At 69.5% G+C, this 17,948-nt stretch carries 12 protein-coding genes, 5 tRNA genes and 1 pseudogene; 7 read left to right on the top strand and 11 right to left on the bottom strand.

The window, feature by feature from the left end:
• Positions 1-18: 18 nt before the first annotated feature.
• Entirely contained in the window at positions 19-1,113 is a 1,095-nt protein-coding gene (gene purM / locus ACWDEX_RS34950; RefSeq protein ID WP_450468489.1) for a phosphoribosylformylglycinamidine cyclo-ligase, read from the top strand.
• Between the two features lie 83 nt (positions 1,114-1,196).
• On the opposite strand, the gene ACWDEX_RS34945 is transcribed toward purM, so the two are convergent.
• Both ACWDEX_RS34945 and ACWDEX_RS34940 read right to left on the bottom strand, forming a co-directional pair.
• A complete protein-coding gene (locus ACWDEX_RS34945) occupies positions 1,197-1,451 on the bottom strand; it encodes a DUF3073 domain-containing protein (RefSeq protein WP_450468488.1) in 255 nt (84 codons plus the stop codon).
• Positions 1,452-1,724: 273 nt separating this feature from the next.
• Positions 1,725-2,834, bottom strand: a complete 1,110-nt coding sequence (locus ACWDEX_RS34940; protein ID WP_450468487.1) for a Leu/Phe/Val dehydrogenase — start codon at positions 2,832-2,834, stop codon at positions 1,725-1,727.
• A 240-nt stretch (positions 2,835-3,074) separates the two neighbouring features.
• On the opposite strand from ACWDEX_RS34940, the gene ACWDEX_RS34935 reads away from it, so the two are divergent.
• Both ACWDEX_RS34935 and bldC read left to right on the top strand, forming a co-directional pair.
• The gene (locus tag ACWDEX_RS34935) at positions 3,075-3,917 is read left to right on the top strand and encodes a hypothetical protein (protein WP_450468486.1); all 843 of its coding nucleotides are present in this window, start codon (positions 3,075-3,077) and stop codon (positions 3,915-3,917) included.
• A gap of 544 nt (positions 3,918-4,461) precedes the next feature.
• Positions 4,462-4,668: a developmental transcriptional regulator BldC gene (bldC, locus tag ACWDEX_RS34930; RefSeq protein WP_003949541.1), complete on the top strand. Its 207-nt coding sequence runs from the start codon at positions 4,462-4,464 to the stop codon at positions 4,666-4,668.
• Positions 4,669-5,184: 516 nt separating this feature from the next.
• On the opposite strand, the gene ACWDEX_RS34925 is transcribed toward bldC, so the two are convergent.
• The 8 genes from ACWDEX_RS34925 to ACWDEX_RS34890 form a co-directional block, all read right to left on the bottom strand.
• A complete protein-coding gene (locus ACWDEX_RS34925; protein ID WP_450468485.1) occupies positions 5,185-5,385 on the bottom strand; it encodes a DUF6274 family protein in 201 nt (66 codons plus the stop codon).
• 202 nt (positions 5,386-5,587) lie between these two features.
• A tRNA-Asp gene (locus ACWDEX_RS34920) sits at positions 5,588-5,662 on the bottom strand.
• 364 nt (positions 5,663-6,026) lie between these two features.
• Positions 6,027-10,007 carry an ATP-dependent RNA helicase HrpA gene (hrpA, locus tag ACWDEX_RS34915; RefSeq protein ID WP_450468484.1) on the bottom strand — a complete coding sequence of 1,327 codons (3,981 nt, stop codon included), beginning with the start codon at positions 10,005-10,007 and terminating at the stop codon, positions 6,027-6,029.
• A 206-nt stretch (positions 10,008-10,213) separates the two neighbouring features.
• Complete coding sequence (locus ACWDEX_RS34910) at positions 10,214-10,525, bottom strand: hypothetical protein (RefSeq protein ID WP_450468483.1); 312 nt, start codon at positions 10,523-10,525, stop codon at positions 10,214-10,216.
• A gap of 124 nt (positions 10,526-10,649) precedes the next feature.
• A tRNA-Phe gene (locus ACWDEX_RS34905) sits at positions 10,650-10,726 on the bottom strand.
• A 24-nt stretch (positions 10,727-10,750) separates the two neighbouring features.
• Positions 10,751-10,825: transfer RNA gene (locus tag ACWDEX_RS34900), tRNA-Asp, on the bottom strand.
• Positions 10,826-10,862: 37 nt separating this feature from the next.
• Positions 10,863-10,935, bottom strand: a tRNA-Glu gene (locus tag ACWDEX_RS34895).
• Positions 10,936-11,015: 80 nt separating this feature from the next.
• Positions 11,016-12,653, bottom strand: a complete 1,638-nt coding sequence (locus ACWDEX_RS34890) for a metallophosphoesterase family protein (protein ID WP_450468482.1) — start codon at positions 12,651-12,653, stop codon at positions 11,016-11,018.
• A gap of 85 nt (positions 12,654-12,738) precedes the next feature.
• Between ACWDEX_RS34890 and ACWDEX_RS34885 the strand changes: the two genes are divergently transcribed.
• Complete coding sequence (locus ACWDEX_RS34885; RefSeq protein WP_450468481.1) at positions 12,739-13,089, top strand: metallopeptidase family protein; 351 nt, start codon at positions 12,739-12,741, stop codon at positions 13,087-13,089.
• Between the two features lie 194 nt (positions 13,090-13,283).
• Here the strand turns inward: ACWDEX_RS34885 and ACWDEX_RS34880 are convergent, their stop codons facing one another.
• Entirely contained in the window at positions 13,284-13,658 is a 375-nt protein-coding gene (locus ACWDEX_RS34880; protein ID WP_450468480.1) for a hypothetical protein, read from the bottom strand.
• 381 nt (positions 13,659-14,039) lie between these two features.
• Here ACWDEX_RS34880 and ACWDEX_RS34875 point away from each other — a divergent pair, with 381 nt between their 5' ends.
• The 3 genes and pseudogenes from ACWDEX_RS34875 to ACWDEX_RS34865 all read left to right on the top strand — a co-directional run.
• Positions 14,040-16,277, top strand: coding sequence for a DEAD/DEAH box helicase (locus tag ACWDEX_RS34875; protein ID WP_450468479.1), 2,238 nt, complete (start codon positions 14,040-14,042; stop codon positions 16,275-16,277).
• A gap of 270 nt (positions 16,278-16,547) precedes the next feature.
• Positions 16,548-16,620, top strand: a tRNA-Lys gene (locus ACWDEX_RS34870).
• Positions 16,621-17,088: 468 nt separating this feature from the next.
• Positions 17,089-17,948 (top strand): annotated as a pseudogene (locus ACWDEX_RS34865) (RNA-guided endonuclease InsQ/TnpB family protein); the annotation flags it as partial.

Raw genomic sequence — 17,948 nt, 5'->3', positions numbered from 1 at the left:
CCCGAAAGATCCCAGGCAATGTCTACTGCGTTCGATCGGTCGACTCCGTCGACGGGAACCTCCGGTGCTTCCTATGCGGCGGCAGGCGTCGACATCGAAGCGGGCGACCGCGCGGTGGAGCTGATGAAGGAGTGGGTGAAGAAGACGCAGCGGCCCGAGGTCCTCGGCGGCCTCGGCGGCTTCGCCGGCCTCTTCGACGCCTCCGCCCTGAAGCGCTACGAGCGCCCGCTGCTCGCGTCCGCCACCGACGGGGTCGGCACCAAGGTCGACATCGCACGCCGGATGGGCGTCTACGACACCATCGGCCACGACCTGGTCGCCATGGTCATGGACGACATCGTGGTGTGCGGTGCCGAGCCGCTCTTCATGACCGACTACATCTGCGTCGGCAAGGTCCACCCGGAGCGCGTCGCGGCGATCGTCAAGGGCATCGCCGAGGGCTGTGTGCTGGCCGGATGCGCCCTGGTCGGTGGTGAGACGGCGGAGCACCCCGGCCTTCTCGGTCCGGACGACTTCGACGTCGCGGGCGCCGGAACGGGCGTCGTGGAGGCAGACCGGCTGCTCGGCGCGGAACGTATCCGCAAGGGTGACGCGGTCATCGCCATGGCCGCCTCCGGACTTCACTCCAACGGGTACTCGCTCGTCCGGCACGTCCTTCTCGACAGGGCGAAGCTCAGCCTCGACCAGCATGTGGAGGAACTGGGCCGCAGCCTCGGCGAGGAACTGCTGGAGCCCACCAAGATCTACTCGCTGGACTGCCTGGCGCTCATGCGCGCGGCCGAGGTGCACGCGTTCAGCCACGTCACCGGCGGCGGGCTCGCGGCCAACCTGGCCCGAGTGATCCCGGACGACCTGCATGCGGTCGTCGACCGCTCCAGCTGGACCCCGGCGCCGATCTTCGACCTCGTCGGGAAGGCGGGGGATGTCGAGCGCCTGGAACTGGAGAAGACCCTGAACATGGGCGTCGGCATGATCGCGATCGTCCCCGAGCAGTCGGTGGACGTCGCGCTCGCCGCCCTGGCCGACCGCGGTACGGACGCATGGGTCGCCGGCGAGATCACCGACCGGGACGGCCACGAGACGGGTGCGGCCCTGGTGGGTGACTACGCTTGACAGACAGCACTAAACCCGGTCCGGTGCCGAGGCCCCGGGCCGGGTGAGGTGCAGTCGTTGCGGGAACTGCGGAGCGTGCTACGTCAAGCGCCGCGGCGCTGCGACGTTGGACCGGACTGGTCGTCCTCGTCGTCCTCATCGTCGTCGTTGTACAGATCCGCGTACCGTGCGTACGGGTCGTCGTTTTCGTCGTCCTCGAACGGCTCGCTGTTCGGCGGCTGGCTCGAAGTCGATGCGCCCAGTTCATTGGCAAGCCGCGTCAGATCAGTCCCACCGCTGTTGTACTTCAGCTGGCGGGCGACCTTCGTCTGCTTGGCCTTGGCCCGGCCGCGCCCCATGGCTCGACCCCCTCGATGACGGGGCTCGACGGCCCCAGAGTCTTGACACGCGTTCATGATCCAGAACGGGCTCTCCTCGGAGAGACCGGTCCGTAGGGCTTCCACGGTACCTGAGCCCACGCCCATACGGTACGTCGCCCGTGGGCGGGCGTGTGCCCAGGACCGCCGAGGTACCCCGTCCTCGCTGGTCACGGCCGATTTTAACCACTTATCGGCGGGCGACCCGCCGATAAGAGTGAGAGTTCTCTCCAAGCCCCCATCGGCGGGTACCCGTCAAACCCCGGCGGCTTCCCCGGGGCGGGCGCCCGCCCGCGCCTCCGCCATCCGCTGTTCGGCGATCCGGTCGGCCGCCGCGGCAGGCGGAATACCGTCCTTCTTCGCACGTGCGAATATGGCCAGCGTGGTGTCGAAGATCTTCGCCGCCTTCGCCCGGCACCGGTCGAAGTCGAAGCCGTGCAGTTCGTCGGCGACCTGGATGACACCGCCGGCGTTGACGACGTAGTCCGGGGCGTACAGGATCCGGCGGTCGGCGAGGTCCTTCTCCACGCCCGGGTGCGCGAGCTGGTTGTTGGCCGCGCCGCACACCACCTTCGCCGTCAGCACCGGCAGGGTGTCGTCGTTCAGCGCCCCGCCCAGCGCGCAGGGCGCGTAGATGTCCAGCCCCTCGGTCCGGATCAGGGAGTCGGTGTCGGTGGCCACGGTGACCTCGGGGTGCGCGTCGGTGACCCGGCGCACGGCGTCCGGCCGCACATCGGTGATCACGACCTCGGCGCCGTCCTCCAGCAGGTGTCCGACCAGGTAGTGCCCCACCTTGCCGACACCCGCGACACCGACCTTGCGGCCCCGTAGCGTCGGGTCGCCCCACAGGTGCTGGGCCGAGGCCCGCATGCCCTGGAAGACGCCGTAGGCGGTGAGCACCGAGGAGTCGCCCGCGCCGCCGTTCTCCGGGGAGCGCCCGGTGGTCCAGGAGCACGTCCGGGCCACGACGTCCATGTCCGCCACATAGGTGCCGACGTCGCACGCGGTCACATAGCGCCCGCCGAGCGAGGCGACGAATCGGCCGTACGCCAGCAGCAGCTCCTCCGTCTTGATCAGCTCGGGATCGCCGATGATCACGGCCTTGCCACCGCCGTGGTCGAGACCGGCCATGGCGTTCTTGTACGACATCCCGCGCGAGAGGTTCAGGGCGTCGGCGACGGCCTCCTCCTCGGTCGCGTACGGGTAGAAGCGCGTACCACCGAGGGCGGGGCCCAGTGCGGTGGAATGGATCGCGATGACGGCCTTGAGACCACTGGCCCGGTCCTGGCAGAGCACGACCTGCTCATGGCCCCCCTGATCCGAGCGGAACAGGGTGCGAAGGACGCCGTCGGTTACGTCGGTCACGGTGGTGACTCCCGGTTGAGTAGCGGCGGTTGGGCGGGCCCCGTACGGGTGGCGGGCCCCGTGGGCATGAGCGTAGAGCGTGTTCGGGCTCGCCAGCCGCTCAGTGCGCAGTATCACCCTCCCTTGGAGTACGCCGAGTACGCCGTGGCGGGCTCGTGGGACGATTTGCCATGGTTTTCCGCCCCGTCCGGGCCGCACCCGGACGGGTTTCGGGTGCAGTGCGATGGGGAGGGAGCAGGCGTGCCCAAGGTGTCCTCGGTGACCGTTCCGTACGCGTCCTACTTGCGTGTGTACGAGCCTTTGGCTGCATTCCCCGAGCCGGAGCGCAGCCACTGGGCACGCTACGCCCGGCGCCCCGACCGTCCCTCGTACCAGGACGAACTGCGCCGTTCGCTGGCCGACTTGCTGCCCACCCCGCCGGTCGTGGTGCCGGTCCAGGAGAGCGGTGACGCCTTCGTGACCGAGGTCGACGGGGTGCTGTGCGTGTGCCCTTGGCGCACCCGGCTGCGCGGCTGGCAGGCGCTGGGTGAGCTGGCGCAGGAGCTGCCCGTGCCGGTCCTGGACGCGGTCCTGCCGCCCGTGGTGCGCCGCCAGGCCGCCCAGGACTACGAGCGCTGGCGGGCCCGCAACCCGGACGCCCGGCCCTGGATCCGCACCGCGACCTGGCAGGTGCCGCTGAACTGGTTCGTGCTCGTCTCCGACGCCGAGCGGCGGTACGACGAGAGGTCCGGCGAGATCCCCCCGATGCTGCGCTACCGCACGCCCATGGTGCAGGCGCGACGGCGCACCGCACGGGCGCTGCGGACGCTGAGGGACACGATCGACGAGGGGACGCTCATCGACGGCCTGGTGGACGTGGGGCGCTGGCTGGAGGAGTTCCATCCCCGGTCGCTGGTCGAGTTGGACTACGGAGGGCTCGTGCACGTCCTGCCGGCCGGGGAGCTGGACGGCGACCACTCGGCCGCGGATGTCGCCGAGGGCATCGAGGCCCTGCGGCACGGGGACGGGGCCGCGGCCGGGGAGGCGTACGGGCGGCTGGTGGAGCGCTGGCGGGCCGTGCGGGACCGCCGGTCGGCCAACTGAGCCCTCAGTCCCGGGCGAACCGGTGCGCGAATTGTGACCGGTGAGACATGATGAAGTGATAACCCTTGGCCCATGGTTGACGTATCGCGAGGCGATGCGGGGACGTAGGGTCCGATCCGGGCTTATGCCACCAAGCGTGACGGACCGCACTTACAAGGATCTTGCGTCTAACGGCCCTCCTCATGCCAAAATAGGACAAGGAGCTCGGGGGAGGTTCCCTCTGTCCACTCATGGTCGGAAACTCTGTGTTGCGTGCTTTGGGGGGTCTGGTGCCTCCTGATCGCCCGTGTGACTGATCGTCACAGAGGCGTGACTGTCCGCTATGGCATGGTCCATCGGCTTCCGTCGCTGATGAACACCTGGGAGGGCAATTCCATCGGTTTGGCCGACGCGGCTGGACAGATGGTGTAGTTGTAGTGCCGAGGACAAGCCGTTCGTCCTATAACCGACTCGACTCGCGTCCGCCATATCGGGCAACGCGGGTCAAGGTGCAGAATTTAGAGGAAAGAACCGAGAAGGTTCGGTTCTCCCGAGGAGGCCGCTCATGACCGCTCGCACCCCTGATGCCGAGCCGCTGCTGACCCCGGCTGAGGTCGCCACGATGTTCCGCGTCGACCCCAAGACGGTCACGCGGTGGGCGAAGGCCGGCAAGCTCACGTCGATCCGCACGCTCGGTGGCCACCGCCGCTACCGCGAGGCCGAGGTTCGCGCCCTGCTTGCGGGTATCCCGCAGCAGCGCAGCGAGGCCTGAACGATCGCATAACCGGACATAGTGCAGGCCCCCCAACCTGCCGTGACGTCCGAACCACAGCTCCAACCGACGCGGGTTCTGCCCCAACAGGACCCTCGCCCAAGGTCAACAGAGGCACGACAAGGGTGCGTCGTCGATCGCGCTGGACTCCGCCGGGTCCAGCGCGATCTTTTTTGTGCCCTGACCGCCGGGGTGCGGGCCGTTTCGTGAGCGGCCCTGTCGGGGTCTGGGGAGGGGTGTCTGATCTGCTGCGCAGGAGCTCAAAGGGGGGTGCAATTGCACATATTAAATTGACTAGTTGTAGGAGGGGTGTAAGTTCCACCATTCCCAAAACTTGTGCAGTGACACCCGTCACACGTCGAGGTTCTTGTTGTGTTCCTGATGTCTTTGCTAGAGGAACACGCCTGTGTGGAGCGGGTGTTGGGCGGCCCGGTGCATTCAGAGGTACCCGTGGGGGAGGCCGTGTGAGGCCTCCTGCCATGCGCCGGGTGTGCGCCGGAGGCGCTGAAGGTCCGGTCATGCCGAGGAGGGGCTGGAGGGGCCCTCGCCCTCGGGGGCCGTCTCAGGGCCCTCCTCGCCGTACTGGCCGGGTTCCATGGCCAGGCGTAGCAACTGGTGGCAGACCGGACAGCGCCGGGTGAGATGGCGGTACCCGGAAGCGGCGGACAGATGGGCACGGAGCAGAGCGCGCGTCTCGTGTCGGGCCGACGTCGCCATACGCCACCTCCCGGGACTCGGGCAGTCGGAGACCCTGGCTTCCGGGGTACCGGTGGAAAGTGACGCCGTCAAGTCACACGGCACCCGTACGAGGGCCGCCCGCGAGGGGCGGTGGGGATGCGGGCCACGGGGGAGAGCCGTGGGCGCCGGGGTGAGCCGAGAACGAAGAAGCCCCGCACCTCGAAGGTGCGGGGCTTTCTTGCGGTCCTGACGGGATTTGAACCCGCGGCCTCCACCTTGACAGGGTGGCGAGCACTCCAAACTGCTCCACAGGACCTGGTGTCGCTGCCGCTTACCGCGGCTGCGAGAAGAACTGTACAGCAGGTCAGGCGGTGTGGTCGAACTCGGTGTGCGAGCACGGCAGGAGGACCGCTCAAGCGCCGGACGCGACAGTGACGTCGCCCGACGACTTGGGGGACGTCAGACGCAATCCCGCCCTGCCCGGCCGGTGGCGGCGCCCCTGAGGCCCGTACAGGCACCCGCAGGGCTCCAGGAGCGCCCCGGCAATCCGCCGGGCCGACCAGCGTCCGTGCGGGCCAGGGCGGGCCGACGGACGATGTGGCTGAGCCCAGCCGCTCCCTGGCAGACGCCGAGAAGCACTCGGGCCTCGCTCCACCGCCTCCGCGAACCAGGCGCAGTCGCTACGCGCCGACGACCGCGTCGATCGCCTTCACGATCCGCTTGTCCGAGACCGGGTACGCCGTGCCCAGCGCGTGGGCGAAGTAGCTGACCCGGAGTTCCTCGATCATCCAGCGGATGTCCAGGACCGAGGACGCGACCGGCCGGCCCCGCGGGAGCTGCTCCAGGAGCCAGGCGTACTCGTCCTGCATCTCGTGGACCTTCTGCATCCGGGTGGTGTCCCGCTGGACGTTCGTCGGCATCTGCTGGAGCCGGCGGTCCACGGCCACCAGGTAGCGCATCAGGTCGGGCAGTCGTCGTATGCCCGCCCAGGTCACGAAACCGGGCTTCACGAGGGCGTTCAGCTGTTTGCGGACGTCCGTCAGGTTCGCCAGGAGGGCGGGGCTGTTCACGGCCTTCAGACGGCGCTCGGCAGCCTGCCAGGCGGCCAGCACCTGCTGCACCTGGGCGACCGTACGGACCGTCGTGTCCATGATCTCCGCGCGGACCTTGTCGTACAGCTTCCGGTACGACTCCTCGTCCCACACCGGGCCGCCGAAGTCCTCGATCAGCTTGTCGGCCGCGGCCATCGCGCAGTCGTCGAACAGGGCCTGGATCGAGCCGTGCGGGTTGGCCGAGAGCGCCAGCTTCTGGGCGTTGGTCAGCTTCTCGGACGCGAACTTCGCCGGGTTCACCGGGATGTTGCGCAGGATGAGGCGCCGCGTGCCCTTCCACATGGCTTCCGTCTGCTCGGCCTCCGTGTCGAAGAGGCGGACCGAGACCGTGTCGCCGTCGTCCACCAGCGCCGGGTACGCCTTCACCGGCTGGCCTGCCCGGCGCGTCTCGAAGACCCGGGTGAGCGTGCCGATCGTCCAGTCCGTGAGGCCCCTGCGCTCCAGGGACTCGCCGCCCTCGCGGGAGGCCGTCGCGGCCGCCGCCTGGGAGAGCGCCTTCCTCGCCTTCGGCTTCAGCTGGAGCTTCAGCGCCTCCAGGTCCTTGTCCTCGGCGAGCTTGCGGCGCCGCTCGTCGACGATACGGAAGGTGATCTTCAGATGGTCGGGAATCTTCGACCAGTCGAAGTCCTCCGCCTCGAAGGGCACGCCGACCATGCGCTTCAGCTCGCGCGCCATCGTCACCGTCAGCGGCTCCTGCAGGGGCACCGCCTTGTCCAGGAACCTCTGCGCGTAGTTCGGCGCGGGCACGTAGTTGCGGCGGATCGGCTTGGGGAGCGAACGGATCAGCTCCGTCACGACTTCCTCGCGCAGGCCCGGGATCTGCCAGTCGAAGCCCTCGTCGGTGACCTGGTTGAGCACCTGGAGCGGGATGTGCACGGTCACGCCGTCCGCGTCGGCGCCCGGCTCGAACTGGTACGTCACCCGGAACTTGAGCTGCCCCTGCCGCCAGGTGTCCGGATAGTCGGCCTTGGTGACCGCCTGAGCCGACTGCCGGATGAGCATCTCCCGCTCGAAGTCCAGGAAGTCCGGCTGTTCGTGGCGCTTCCGCTTCCACCAGGAGTCGAAGTGCGCGCCGGAGACGACGTGCTCGGGCACCCGCTGGTCGTAGAAGTCGAACAGCGTGTCGTCGTCCACGACGATGTCCCGGCGCCGCGCCCGGTGCTCCAACTCCTCGACCTCGCTGAGGAGTTTGCGGTTGTCCGCGAAGAACTTGTGGTGCGTGCGCCAGTCGCCCTCGACGAGCGCGTTGCGGATGAACAGCTCGCGGGAGACCTCGGGCTCGATCCGGCCGTAGTTCACCTTCCGCTGGGCGACGATCGGAACGCCGTACAGCGTCACCTTCTCGAACGCCATCACGGCCGCCTGGTCCTTCTCCCAGTGCGGTTCGCTGTAGGTCCGCTTCAGGAGGTGGCCGGCGAGCGGCTCCACCCACTCGGGTTCGATCTTCGCGTTGACGCGCGCCCACAGACGGGAGGTTTCCACGAGTTCGGCGGACATCACGAAGCGCGGGGGCTTCCTGAAGAGCGACGAGCCCGGGAAGATCGCGAACTTGGCGTTGCGGGCGCCCAGGTACTCGTTGCGTCCGCCGTCCTTGCGGGCACCGGGGCCGGAGTCCTTGGACTCCTTCACGTCCTTCAGCCCGATGTGCGAGAGCAGGCCGGCGAGGAGCGAGATGTGGATGCGGTCGGCCGGGGCCTCCTGGTCGCCCAGGTGCATCCCCATCTGCTTGGCGACCGTGCGCAGCTGCGTGTAGATGTCCTGCCACTCGCGGATGCGCAGGAAGTTCAGGTACTCCTGCTTGCACATCCGGCGGAACGACGACGAGCCGCGCTCCTTCTGCTGCTCACGGATGTAGCGCCACAGATTGAGGTAGGCGAGGAAGTCGCTGGTCTCGTCCTTGAAGCGGGCGTGCATCTGGTCGGCCTGGGCCTGCTTGTCGGCCGGGCGCTCGCGCGGGTCCTGGATGGACAGGGCGGCGGCGACGACCATGACCTCGCGGATGCAGCCGTTGCGCTCCGCCTCCAGGACCATCCGCGCGAGGCGCGGGTCGACGGGCAGTTGGGCGAGTTTGCGGCCGGTGTCCGTGAGCCGCTTGCGCGGGTCCTTCTGCGCCGGGTCCAGCGCTCCCAGTTCCTGGAGGAGCTGGACGCCGTCGCGGATGTTGCGGTGGTCCGGCGGGTCGATGAAGGGGAACTTCTCGATGTCGCCGAGGCCGGCCGCGGTCATCTGGAGGATGACGGAGGCGAGGTTCGTACGGAGGATCTCGGCGTCCGTGAACTCGGGCCGGGCCTCGAAGTCGTCCTCGCTGTACAGACGGATGCAGATGCCGTCCGACGTACGGCCGCAGCGGCCCTTGCGCTGGTTGGCGCTCGCCTGGGAGACCGGTTCGATGGGCAGCCGCTGGACCTTGGTGCGGTGGCTGTAGCGCGAGATGCGGGCGAAGCCCGGGTCGATGACGTACTTGATGCCCGGGACGGTGAGGGAGGTCTCGGCCACGTTCGTGGCCAGGACGATCCTGCGGCCCGTGTGCGGCTGGAAGACGCGGTGCTGCTCGGCATGGGAGAGCCGGGCGTAGAGGGGCAGGATCTCGGTGAACCTGTACTGCTTCTTCGTCAGGGCGTCGGCCGTGTCACGGATCTCCCGTTCACCGGAGAGGAAGACGAGGATGTCGCCCTTGCCCTCGCCCATGAGTTCCTCGACGGCATCCGTGATCGCGGTGATCTGGTCGCGGTCGGCGTCGTCGCCGTTCTCCTCGAGAAGCGGGCGGTAGCGCACCTCGACGGGATAGGTGCGACCACTGACCTCGATGATCGGCGCGTCGCCGAAATGCCGGGAGAAGCGCTCGGGGTCGATCGTGGCCGAGGTGATGACGACCTTGAGGTCCGGGCGCCTGGGCAGGAGCTGGGCGAGGTAGCCGAGCAGGAAGTCGATGTTGAGGGACCGCTCGTGGGCCTCGTCGATGATGATCGTGTCGTAGGCACGCAGCTCGCGGTCCGTCTGGATCTCGGCGAGCAGGATGCCGTCCGTCATCAGCTTGACGAAGGTGGCGTCGGGGTTCACCTGGTCGGTGAAGCGGACCTTCCAGCCGACGGCCTCGCCGAGGGGCGTGTCGAGCTCCTCGGCGACACGTTCGGCGACCGTACGGGCGGCGATGCGGCGGGGCTGGGTGTGCCCGATCATGCCGCGAACGCCACGGCCGAGTTCGAGACAGATCTTGGGGATCTGGGTGGTCTTGCCGGAGCCGGTCTCGCCCGCCACGATCACGACCTGGTGGTCGCGGATGGCGTCGGCGATCACGTCCTTCTTCTGGCTGACGGGGAGCTGCTCGGGGTACGAGACCGCCGGGACGCGGGCGCTGCGCCCGGCGATCCTGTCCTCGGCCTTGGCGGCCTCCGCCTCGATCTCGGCGAGTACGGCGGCCCGTGCCTCGGGCTTACGGATCTTGCGCGCGCCTTCGAGCCTCCGGCCGAGGCGGTGCGCGTCACGCAGGGACAGCTCGGTCAGACGGCGGGCGAGAGCGCCGAGGGCGGGGGCAGGATGCGTAGACATACGCGGTCCAGGATCTCACCTTGGTGAAATTCCTGGCTAACGAATTGTCTCCGGCGGTTCGGCGGGTCGCCCCCGGTGGTTCGGCCTGGGGCTGCGTGGCCGGTCGGGTGGGGCACTTGGCTGTTCGGCCGCTGACCGCACGTCGTCGGCTCGCCCATGGCGGGTGGATGCCTGGGCGTCGTGGCCGTTGCCGGTGGCCTGGTGGCTCAGCCGCCGTTCGGCTGCTGGGGGACCGGAGGCGCGGGCTGCTCGCGGGGTGCTCTCTCCTGGGTCATCGACGTGGCGGTGTTGGAGACGGCCTTGATGCCCAGGTACGCGGTGGTCATGCTGCTGATGGCGGTGAAGGCCGCGGTGAGTACGCCGACGATCACCGATTTGTCGCCGTCCAGGCGCCATACGCCGAAGATCACGACCCCGGCGATCGCGAGGTTGCTGATGACCACCGCGAGTAAACCGAAGCGCGCCCGGTCCTTCTCCATCGCGACCACCCCAGCGACACTCGCCTGGTCCCGGCGCATGTTTCCCCCATCCGTACGGTTGCGTCGACCGCCAGAACGTAGCGTCTGGGAGGGTGCATGCCAAGCGGATCAGGCCCGTGGCATGACGAGAGCCCCATCCCTGATGGGATGGGGCTCTCGTCGCTGGTGGCTGGGGCCGGGGTCGAACCGGCGACCTTCCGCTTTTCAGGCGGACGCTCGTACCAACTGAGCTACCCAGCCACGAGGTTCCATAGGAAACCTCAGCGGTCCTGACGGGATTTGAACCCGCGGCCTCCACCTTGACAGGGTGGCGAGCACTCCAAACTGCTCCACAGGACCAAGCTTTGTGTACGACAGTGTCGCACACGGTTGTGCGTGCCCCCAACGGGATTCGAACCCGTGCTACCGCCTTGAAAGGGCGGCGTCCTAGGCCGCTAGACGATGAGGGCTATCGGCCCGCCTGGGCGCTTCTCAGCGCGTCGGGGACGTGAGAAGCATATGGGATGGGAGGAGGGTTCGCCAAAACGGTTTAGGGGGTGCCCGGTGTGCGGGTCGCGCCGGGGTGGGTCGGGTGCGCTCCATCGCGGCCCTGGGGCGTGGTCGCCGGGGGTGCGGTGGGTGAAGGGGTGGTGCCCGGGGGCGCCGTCGGATGCGCGCCCGGCTGGTTCTCCTTGGGCAGGTGGCGCGCCACCTCGGCCGTCGTCAGGCCCAGGCCGCCGAGCTTGATCTCGTCCCAGGCCTGCAGGCGGCGGGTGTCCCGGTCCAGGTAGAGGATCGAGGCCTCGATGGGGGCCGGGTAGGTGCCCTCGACCGCGCGCAGTCCGCTGCCGCCCGTCGAGCCCTCGAGGCGCAGCCGGGTGCCGTACCGCATGACCTCCGTCTTCTCCTGGTGCAGATGGCCGGCCAGGACCAGGGGCACCTCGCCGTCCGTCTGGCGGGCGGCCGTCGGTTCGTGGGTGATCGCGATGTCGACGGGTGACCCGGCGGTCCTCTGGTCGCGCAGCGCTGAGGCCAGGCGTGCGCCCGCCAGTTCTTCGGCGCGGTCACCGCCGGGTGCGACCGAGCGGTCGGGGGTGAACTGCGGGTCGCCGATCCCGGCGAAGCGCAGGCCCGCGACGGTGATCGCCCTGCCGTCGTCCAGGACGTGGACGTTCTTCATGCGTTCCAGGTAGCGCTGGGTGGTGCGGGAGTCGTGGTTGCCGCGGACCCAGACGTACGGGGCGCCCAGGTCCTTGACCGGGTCCAGGAAGCCGTTCTCCGCCGCGGTCCCGTGGTCCATGGTGTCGCCCGAGTCGACGATCACGTTGACGCGGTACTGCTGCGCCAATGACGCGATGATCTTCCAGCTCGCCGGGTTGAGGTGGATGTCGGAGACGTGCAGGACCCGGATCGTCGTCGGGTCGGGTTCGTACGTGGGAAGGGTTGACGTGACGTCGTACAGCTTCGTCACGTTCGTCACCAGGCGCACCAACTCCTTCTGGTAGACGTCGAATTCGGTGACGATGCTGCGCGCGTTGCCGACCAGGGAGGGGGCGGAGGAGAGCAGGCCGGAGAACCTCGGTTCGAGGACCGACTTGGGGTTCCAGGTGGCGTAGGCCGTCGTGCCCGAGGCCGCGAGGAGCGCGAGGGCCAGTCCGCCCGCGGTCAGGGCCCGGCGCGGGCGCCGGTAGATCACGAGGCCGAGTGCCGTGGCGCCGGAGACCACCGCCACGCAGGAGCGCACGGCCAGGTCGAGCGTGCCGTGTTCGACGTCGTGGGTGACCTCCTGCTGGAGGCCGGAGATCCGCTCGGGGTGGTCGACCAGCGCCTGCGCGCGGACCGGGTCGAGCTGGTCGACGTTGACGTCGAGACGGACGGGGGCCTGGTGGCTGTCCAGCTTCAGGGCGCCGAGCGGGGAGACGTTGATCGCCGTGCCGCCGGTGAGGGAGGGCCGCAGGGCCATGGTGGTGTCCATGGGCCCCACCGGGACGCGCACGTTGCCCACGGTCAGCAGACCGAGCCAGGCACCCAGGAGTACGACGCCGACCATGCCGAGCGCGGCAAGCCAGGGGTGGGGCTGGGCGACGAGTTCAGTGGCAGGGGGCGGGCGCAGCGAGCGGTAGCGCCGGGCGAGGGCGCCCACCGCCCTGCGCAGGCGGTGCGGGGCTGCGGTGGAGACGCTGGCCATTGGTCCCGCATGCCCCGTTCCGGGCGTGGATATGCGGAACGCTTCGCGGCTCTCCCGCGGGCCCCCCGTGCCCGACAATGGCTTTGTGCTGGAGATGACGCGCGAGGAGTTCGAGGAACTGGTCGCCGAGGCGCTCGACCGGATCCCACCGGAACTGACCCGGCTGATGGACAACGTGGCGGTGTTTGTCGAGGACGAGCCGCCCGCCGGTGATCCCGACCTGCTGGGGCTGTACGAGGGGATTCCCCTGACGGACCGGGGGGAGTGGTACGCGGGGGTGCTGCCGGACCGGATCACGATCTACATGGGCCCGACCCTGCGGATGTGCGAGACGCGAGAGGACGTGGTGGCGGAGTCCGAGGTGACCGTAGTGCACGAGGTCGCTCATCACTTCGGGATCGACGACGCCCGGCTGCACGCGCTCGGGTACGGGTGACGTCGGCTCCCCGGGCGAGTGACGTTCTCTTCGCAGGGCGCGTGTCCTCTTGCGGGTGGCGGGAGTTGGGCAGGGGGACTCCTCGAACCGTCCCCGAGCTCTCGGCCGCTCCCTCCGCTCTCGATCTCGCTCGAGCTGGGGAGCCCCATGAACAGGGGAGACCCCTATCGGAGGTGGCTGCCCGTGCCCGCCTGTTACGTACCCGTCCGTCTGGCCGCCACGGTGCTGGCCGTCGCCGCGGCCACCGGCTGTATGAGCGTGGGGGACGACGCGGGCAGCCCCACGCCCGCGCACTCGGCGGTCCGGCACGGCGGGGCCGCGCCGGACGGGGGGTCGACGGCGAACGGCGGCGACGGCAGGAACGCGGGCGGGGCGGCGGTCAAAGGGGGTTCGTCCCGGCCGGGTGAGACCGCTTCCGGCGCCTCCGCGTCACCCTCCGCGGCGGCGTCCCGGGCCCATACCGGGAGCCGGGGTCCCAGGCCGACCGCCAAGGGGGAGGCGTCGAAGGCCGGCAACGGCAGTGGCGGGGCGGTGCCGACCACGCCGACGAAGGGTGAGCCGAGTCCCACCCGGACCTCGTCGGAGCCGTCACCGACACACGATCCGGATCCGTCGCCGTCCCCGACCCCCGCGGAGCCGTCGTCCTCGGCGCATGAGCGGGCCGCACAGTTGGTGGAGCGGGAGCCGGCGCCCCGGGCGGGGCATCCGGCGTAGGCCGAGCGGGCGGCCGTGTGGTGAGCCTCACCCGGGACACGCGGGTTTTGGTTTGCACACGCCGGGGCCGGGTGCGTATGGTGGTAGATCGTTTGATCCCATTTGCCCGGCGCCATCATGACGCGCCGTGTGGCGCGTACTCTCCCTTGCCGTGGCCGGACCGCATTGAGGCGGTCGTTTGCGACTTCACGGAGTTTGGGGCGCGTGCCGTGAACTCCGGAAGGTTCGCATTTCGCATGTCTGTTTCCAGCACTGACCACATCGTCCTGCCCGAGGGCGGGGAGGGCGAGGACCAGTCCGCCGCCCCCGAGATCACCTTCGCCGACCTCGGCCTGCCCGAGGGCGTCGTCCGCAAGCTCGCCCAGAACGGTGTCACCACGCCCTTCCCGATCCAGGCGGCGACCATCCCGGACGCCCTGGCCGGCAAGGACATCCTCGGCCGCGGCCGGACGGGCTCGGGCAAGACGCTCTCCTTCGGGCTGCCGACCCTGGCCACCCTGGCCGGCGGGCGCACCGAGAAGAAGAAGCCGCGCGCCGTGATCCTCACGCCGACCCGTGAGCTGGCCATGCAGGTCGCGGACGCGCTGCAGCCGTACGGCGATGTCGTCGGGCTGAAGATGAAGGTCGTGTGCGGCGGCACCTCCATGGGTAACCAGATCTACGCCCTGGAGCGCGGCGTGGACATCCTGGTCGCCACGCCCGGCCGACTGCGCGACATCATCAACCGCGGTGCCTGCTCCCTCGATGACGTACAGATCGCCGTGCTCGACGAGGCCGACCAGATGTCCGACCTGGGCTTCCTGCCCGAGGTCACCGAGCTGCTCGACCAGGTACCGGCCGGTGGCCAGCGCATGCTCTTCTCCGCGACCATGGAGAACGAGATCCAGACGCTCGTCGACCGCTACCTGAACGACCCGGTGAGCCACGAGGTCGACGCCGCCCAGGGCGCGGTGACGACCATGTCGCACCACATCCTCGTGGTGAAGCCCAAGGACAAGGCTCCGGTCACCGCCGCCATCGCCTCCCGCAAGGGGCGGACCATCATCTTCGTCCGTACGCAGCTCGGTGCCGACCGTGTGGCCGAGCAGTTGCGTGACGCCGGGGCGAAGGCGGACGCGCTGCACGGCGGCATGACCCAGAACGCGCGCACCCGGACGCTGGCCGACTTCAAGGACGGGTACGTGAACGTGCTCGTCGCGACCGACGTCGCGGCCCGCGGTATCCACGTCGACGGGATCGACCTCGTGCTGAACGTGGACCCCGCCGGGGACCACAAGGACTATCTGCACCGTGCCGGCCGTACGGCTCGCGCGGGTCGTACGGGCACGGTCGTGTCGCTTTCGCTGCCGCACCAGCGGCGGCAGATCTTCCGGCTGATGGAGGACGCGGGCGTGGACGCCTCGCGCCACATCGTCCAGGGCGGGGCCGCGTTCGACCCGGAGGTCGCCGAGATCACCGGTGCCCGGTCCATGACCGAGGTCCAGGCCGAGGCCGCCGGCAATGCGGCGCAGCAGGCCGAGCGCGAAGTCGCCCACCTCGCGAAGCAGTTGGAGCGTGCCACGCGGCGCGCGACCGAGCTGCGCGAGGAGGCCGACCGGCTGGTGGCCCGGTCGGCCCGGGAGCGGGGCGAGGACCCGGAGTCGGCGATCCAGGCCGCCGTGGCGGCTCCGGCCGAGGTCCAGGAGGACACGGCTTCCGCCGGGGCGTCGGAGGCCGTCCAGGCGTCGGCCGCCGAGGTCTCCGTGCCGGGGCAGCCGACCGCTCAGGACGTCGAGCGGGTCCAGCGGGTCGAGCGCGAGGAGCGTACGGCCGGTCAGTCGTCGTACGAGCGTCGTGAGCGCCGGGACGAGCGGGGCGGCTTCGGCCGGGACCGGGACCGTGACCGCGGCTTCGACCGTGACCGTGACCGTGGCTTCGGTGGCCGTGACCGGGACCGTGGGTTCGACCGTCGTGACGGTGAGCGCGGTGGGCGTTCGTTCGAGCGGCGTGACGACCGTGGCGGGTTCCGTCGTGACGGTGACCGCGACCGCCGCCCCTTCGACCGTGACCGTGACCGTGGCTTCGGTGGCCGTGACCGGGACCGTGGGTTCGACCGTCGTGACGGTGAGCGCGGTGGGCGTTCGTTCGAGCGGCGTGACGACCGCGGTGGGTTCCGTCGTGACGGTGACCGCGACCGCCGCCCCTTCGACCGCGACCGTCGTGACGGTGAGCGTGGCGGGCGTTCGTTCGAGCGGCGTGACGACCGTGGCGGGTTCCGTCGTGACGGTGAGCGCGGTGGGCGTTCGTTCGAGCGGCGTGACGACCGTGGCGGGCACCGCGGCAGCGACCGTCCGTTCAACCGGGACCGCCAGGGCGACCGCCCCGGCTTCCGCTCCGGCGCCCAGGACCGCCCCTACGGCCGTCGTGACGACCACCGCGGCTCGGGCTCGTTCGGCCGCCGCGAGGACAAGCCGCGTTGGAAGCGCAACGGCTGACGCCTGATCACGGTACTTGGCAGGGCCCGCGCGACTCCGGTCGTGCGGGCCTTGCCGCGTTCCCCCTGCCCGAGGTCCACAGGGGTTGCAGCCGCGAGGCCGCCCGCGCAGAGGCCTCGGACCCGCCCGATCCGTAACTCTCCGGCCGCCCGCGCGGCCCTGTCCGCCCCCGCACGGCACACCCGCACGGCGCACTTCCGGCCCCGGCTCCCCGATACCCGATCGGAGTCCCGGCCTCGTCGGGCTATGCTCAGGGAGGCAACATCGCCTGGGCCCTTAGCTCAATTGGCAGAGCAGTGGACTTTTAATCCATTGGTTGTGGGTTCGAGTCCCACAGGGCCTACGGATGGCGGGCGGGGGATATGGTCCCTGACCTGCTACGCAGCGCTCGAGTCGGCTTCGTTCGGCTCGGGCGCTGCGTCGTTCGGCCCCTGTGCGAGTGGGCGAGCAGCAGTGGCGCGTTGTTGGAGGAGAACAGCCTCTCGCAGGTGGGTGGCGCAGGGGCGCTACCGGGATTCATTCGCAGTGCGCCGGGGTTTCACTCCGGTGGTGAAGCGAATCTGAAAGGGGCGAGGCGGAGCGTCGCGGTGGTCTTTCGGCGGAGCCGGGCAGGGCTTCGCGTGGGACGGTTGCTGTTCGATGTCCGGCACCGCCCGCATGATCTCCCCGTGCGCCGTAGATGAGCATCCGTGGACACCTTGTGCCGGGACTTGGTCACAAAGTCCAAGTGAATGTGCATCACAGAGCACATTGCCGACCAGTCCGGATGTTCTGCCTAAAAGGCATACCCCACATACGTAGAGTGACCTGCGTGCAGCTTCGGTACAGCTTCCGCTTGTACCCGCAGCCAGGCCAGCGCACCGCGCTGGCAAGGGCGTTCGGGTGCGCCCGTGTCGTGTTCAACGACGCGGTGCGCGCCCGCGAGGACGCCCGCAGGCAGGGCCTGCCGTTGCCGACGGCCGCGGACCTGTCCCGCACCCTGATCACCCAGGCCAAACAGACCACCGAACGGTCCTGGCTGGGGGAGGTCTCCGCGGTGGTGCTGCTGCAGGCGCTGCGGGATGTCGAGAGCGCCTACCGCAATTTCTTCGCCTCACTGAAAGGGGAGCGTAAGGGCCGGAAGCTGGGCGCGCCGCGCATGAAGTCGCGTAAGGACGCTCGGCAGTCGATCCGGTTCACGGCGAACGCCCGCTGGTTGCATCGGCATCGATCTCGGACTGACCCATTTCGCGGTCCTGTCCGACGGCGCGAAGATCGACTCCCCGCGGTTCCTGCGCCGCGCGGAGAAGAAGCTCAAGCAGGCGCAGCGGGAGCTGTCCCGCAAGCAGAAGGGATCGAAGAACCGGGCCAAGGCCCGCCTGAAGGTCGCCCGCGCCCACGCGAAGGTGGCCGACGCGCGTCGTGAGTTCCACCACCAGCTCTCCACCCGGCTGATCCGTGAGAACCAAGCGGTGGCCGTGGAGGACCTGGCGGTCAGGGGTTTGGCGCGTACCCGGTTGGCCAAGAGTGTGCACGATGCGGGCTGGTCCCAGTTCGTGGGCATGTTGGAGTACAAGGCGGCCCGGTACGGGCGGGTCTTTGTGAAGGTCGGACGGTTCGAGCCCACCAGCCAGGTGTGCTCCACCTGCGGACACCGCGACGGTCCGAAACCCTTGCACGTGCGGGACTGGA

The organism is Streptomyces sp. NPDC001020 (assembly GCF_053599115.1).
Note: the sequence above shows the minus strand (reverse complement) of the source record. Positions and strands in the feature narration are given on the sequence as shown.

Excerpts from the sequence above, each read along its gene's own strand:
- purM (WP_450468489.1), top strand. The coding sequence starts at position 19 with ATGTCTACTGCGTTCGATCGGTCGACTCCGTCGACGGGAACCTCCGGT.
- ACWDEX_RS34945 (WP_450468488.1), bottom strand. The coding sequence starts at position 1,451 with ATGGGGCGCGGCCGGGCCAAGGCCAAGCAGACGAAGGTCGCCCGCCAG.
- bldC (WP_003949541.1), top strand. The coding sequence starts at position 4,462 with ATGACCGCTCGCACCCCTGATGCCGAGCCGCTGCTGACCCCGGCTGAG.
- ACWDEX_RS34925 (WP_450468485.1), bottom strand. The coding sequence starts at position 5,385 with ATGGCGACGTCGGCCCGACACGAGACGCGCGCTCTGCTCCGTGCCCAT.
- hrpA (WP_450468484.1), bottom strand. The coding sequence starts at position 10,007 with ATGTCTACGCATCCTGCCCCCGCCCTCGGCGCTCTCGCCCGCCGTCTG.
- ACWDEX_RS34910 (WP_450468483.1), bottom strand. The coding sequence starts at position 10,525 with ATGCGCCGGGACCAGGCGAGTGTCGCTGGGGTGGTCGCGATGGAGAAG.
- ACWDEX_RS34890 (WP_450468482.1), bottom strand. The coding sequence starts at position 12,653 with ATGGCCAGCGTCTCCACCGCAGCCCCGCACCGCCTGCGCAGGGCGGTG.
- ACWDEX_RS34875 (WP_450468479.1), top strand. The coding sequence starts at position 14,040 with ATGTCTGTTTCCAGCACTGACCACATCGTCCTGCCCGAGGGCGGGGAG.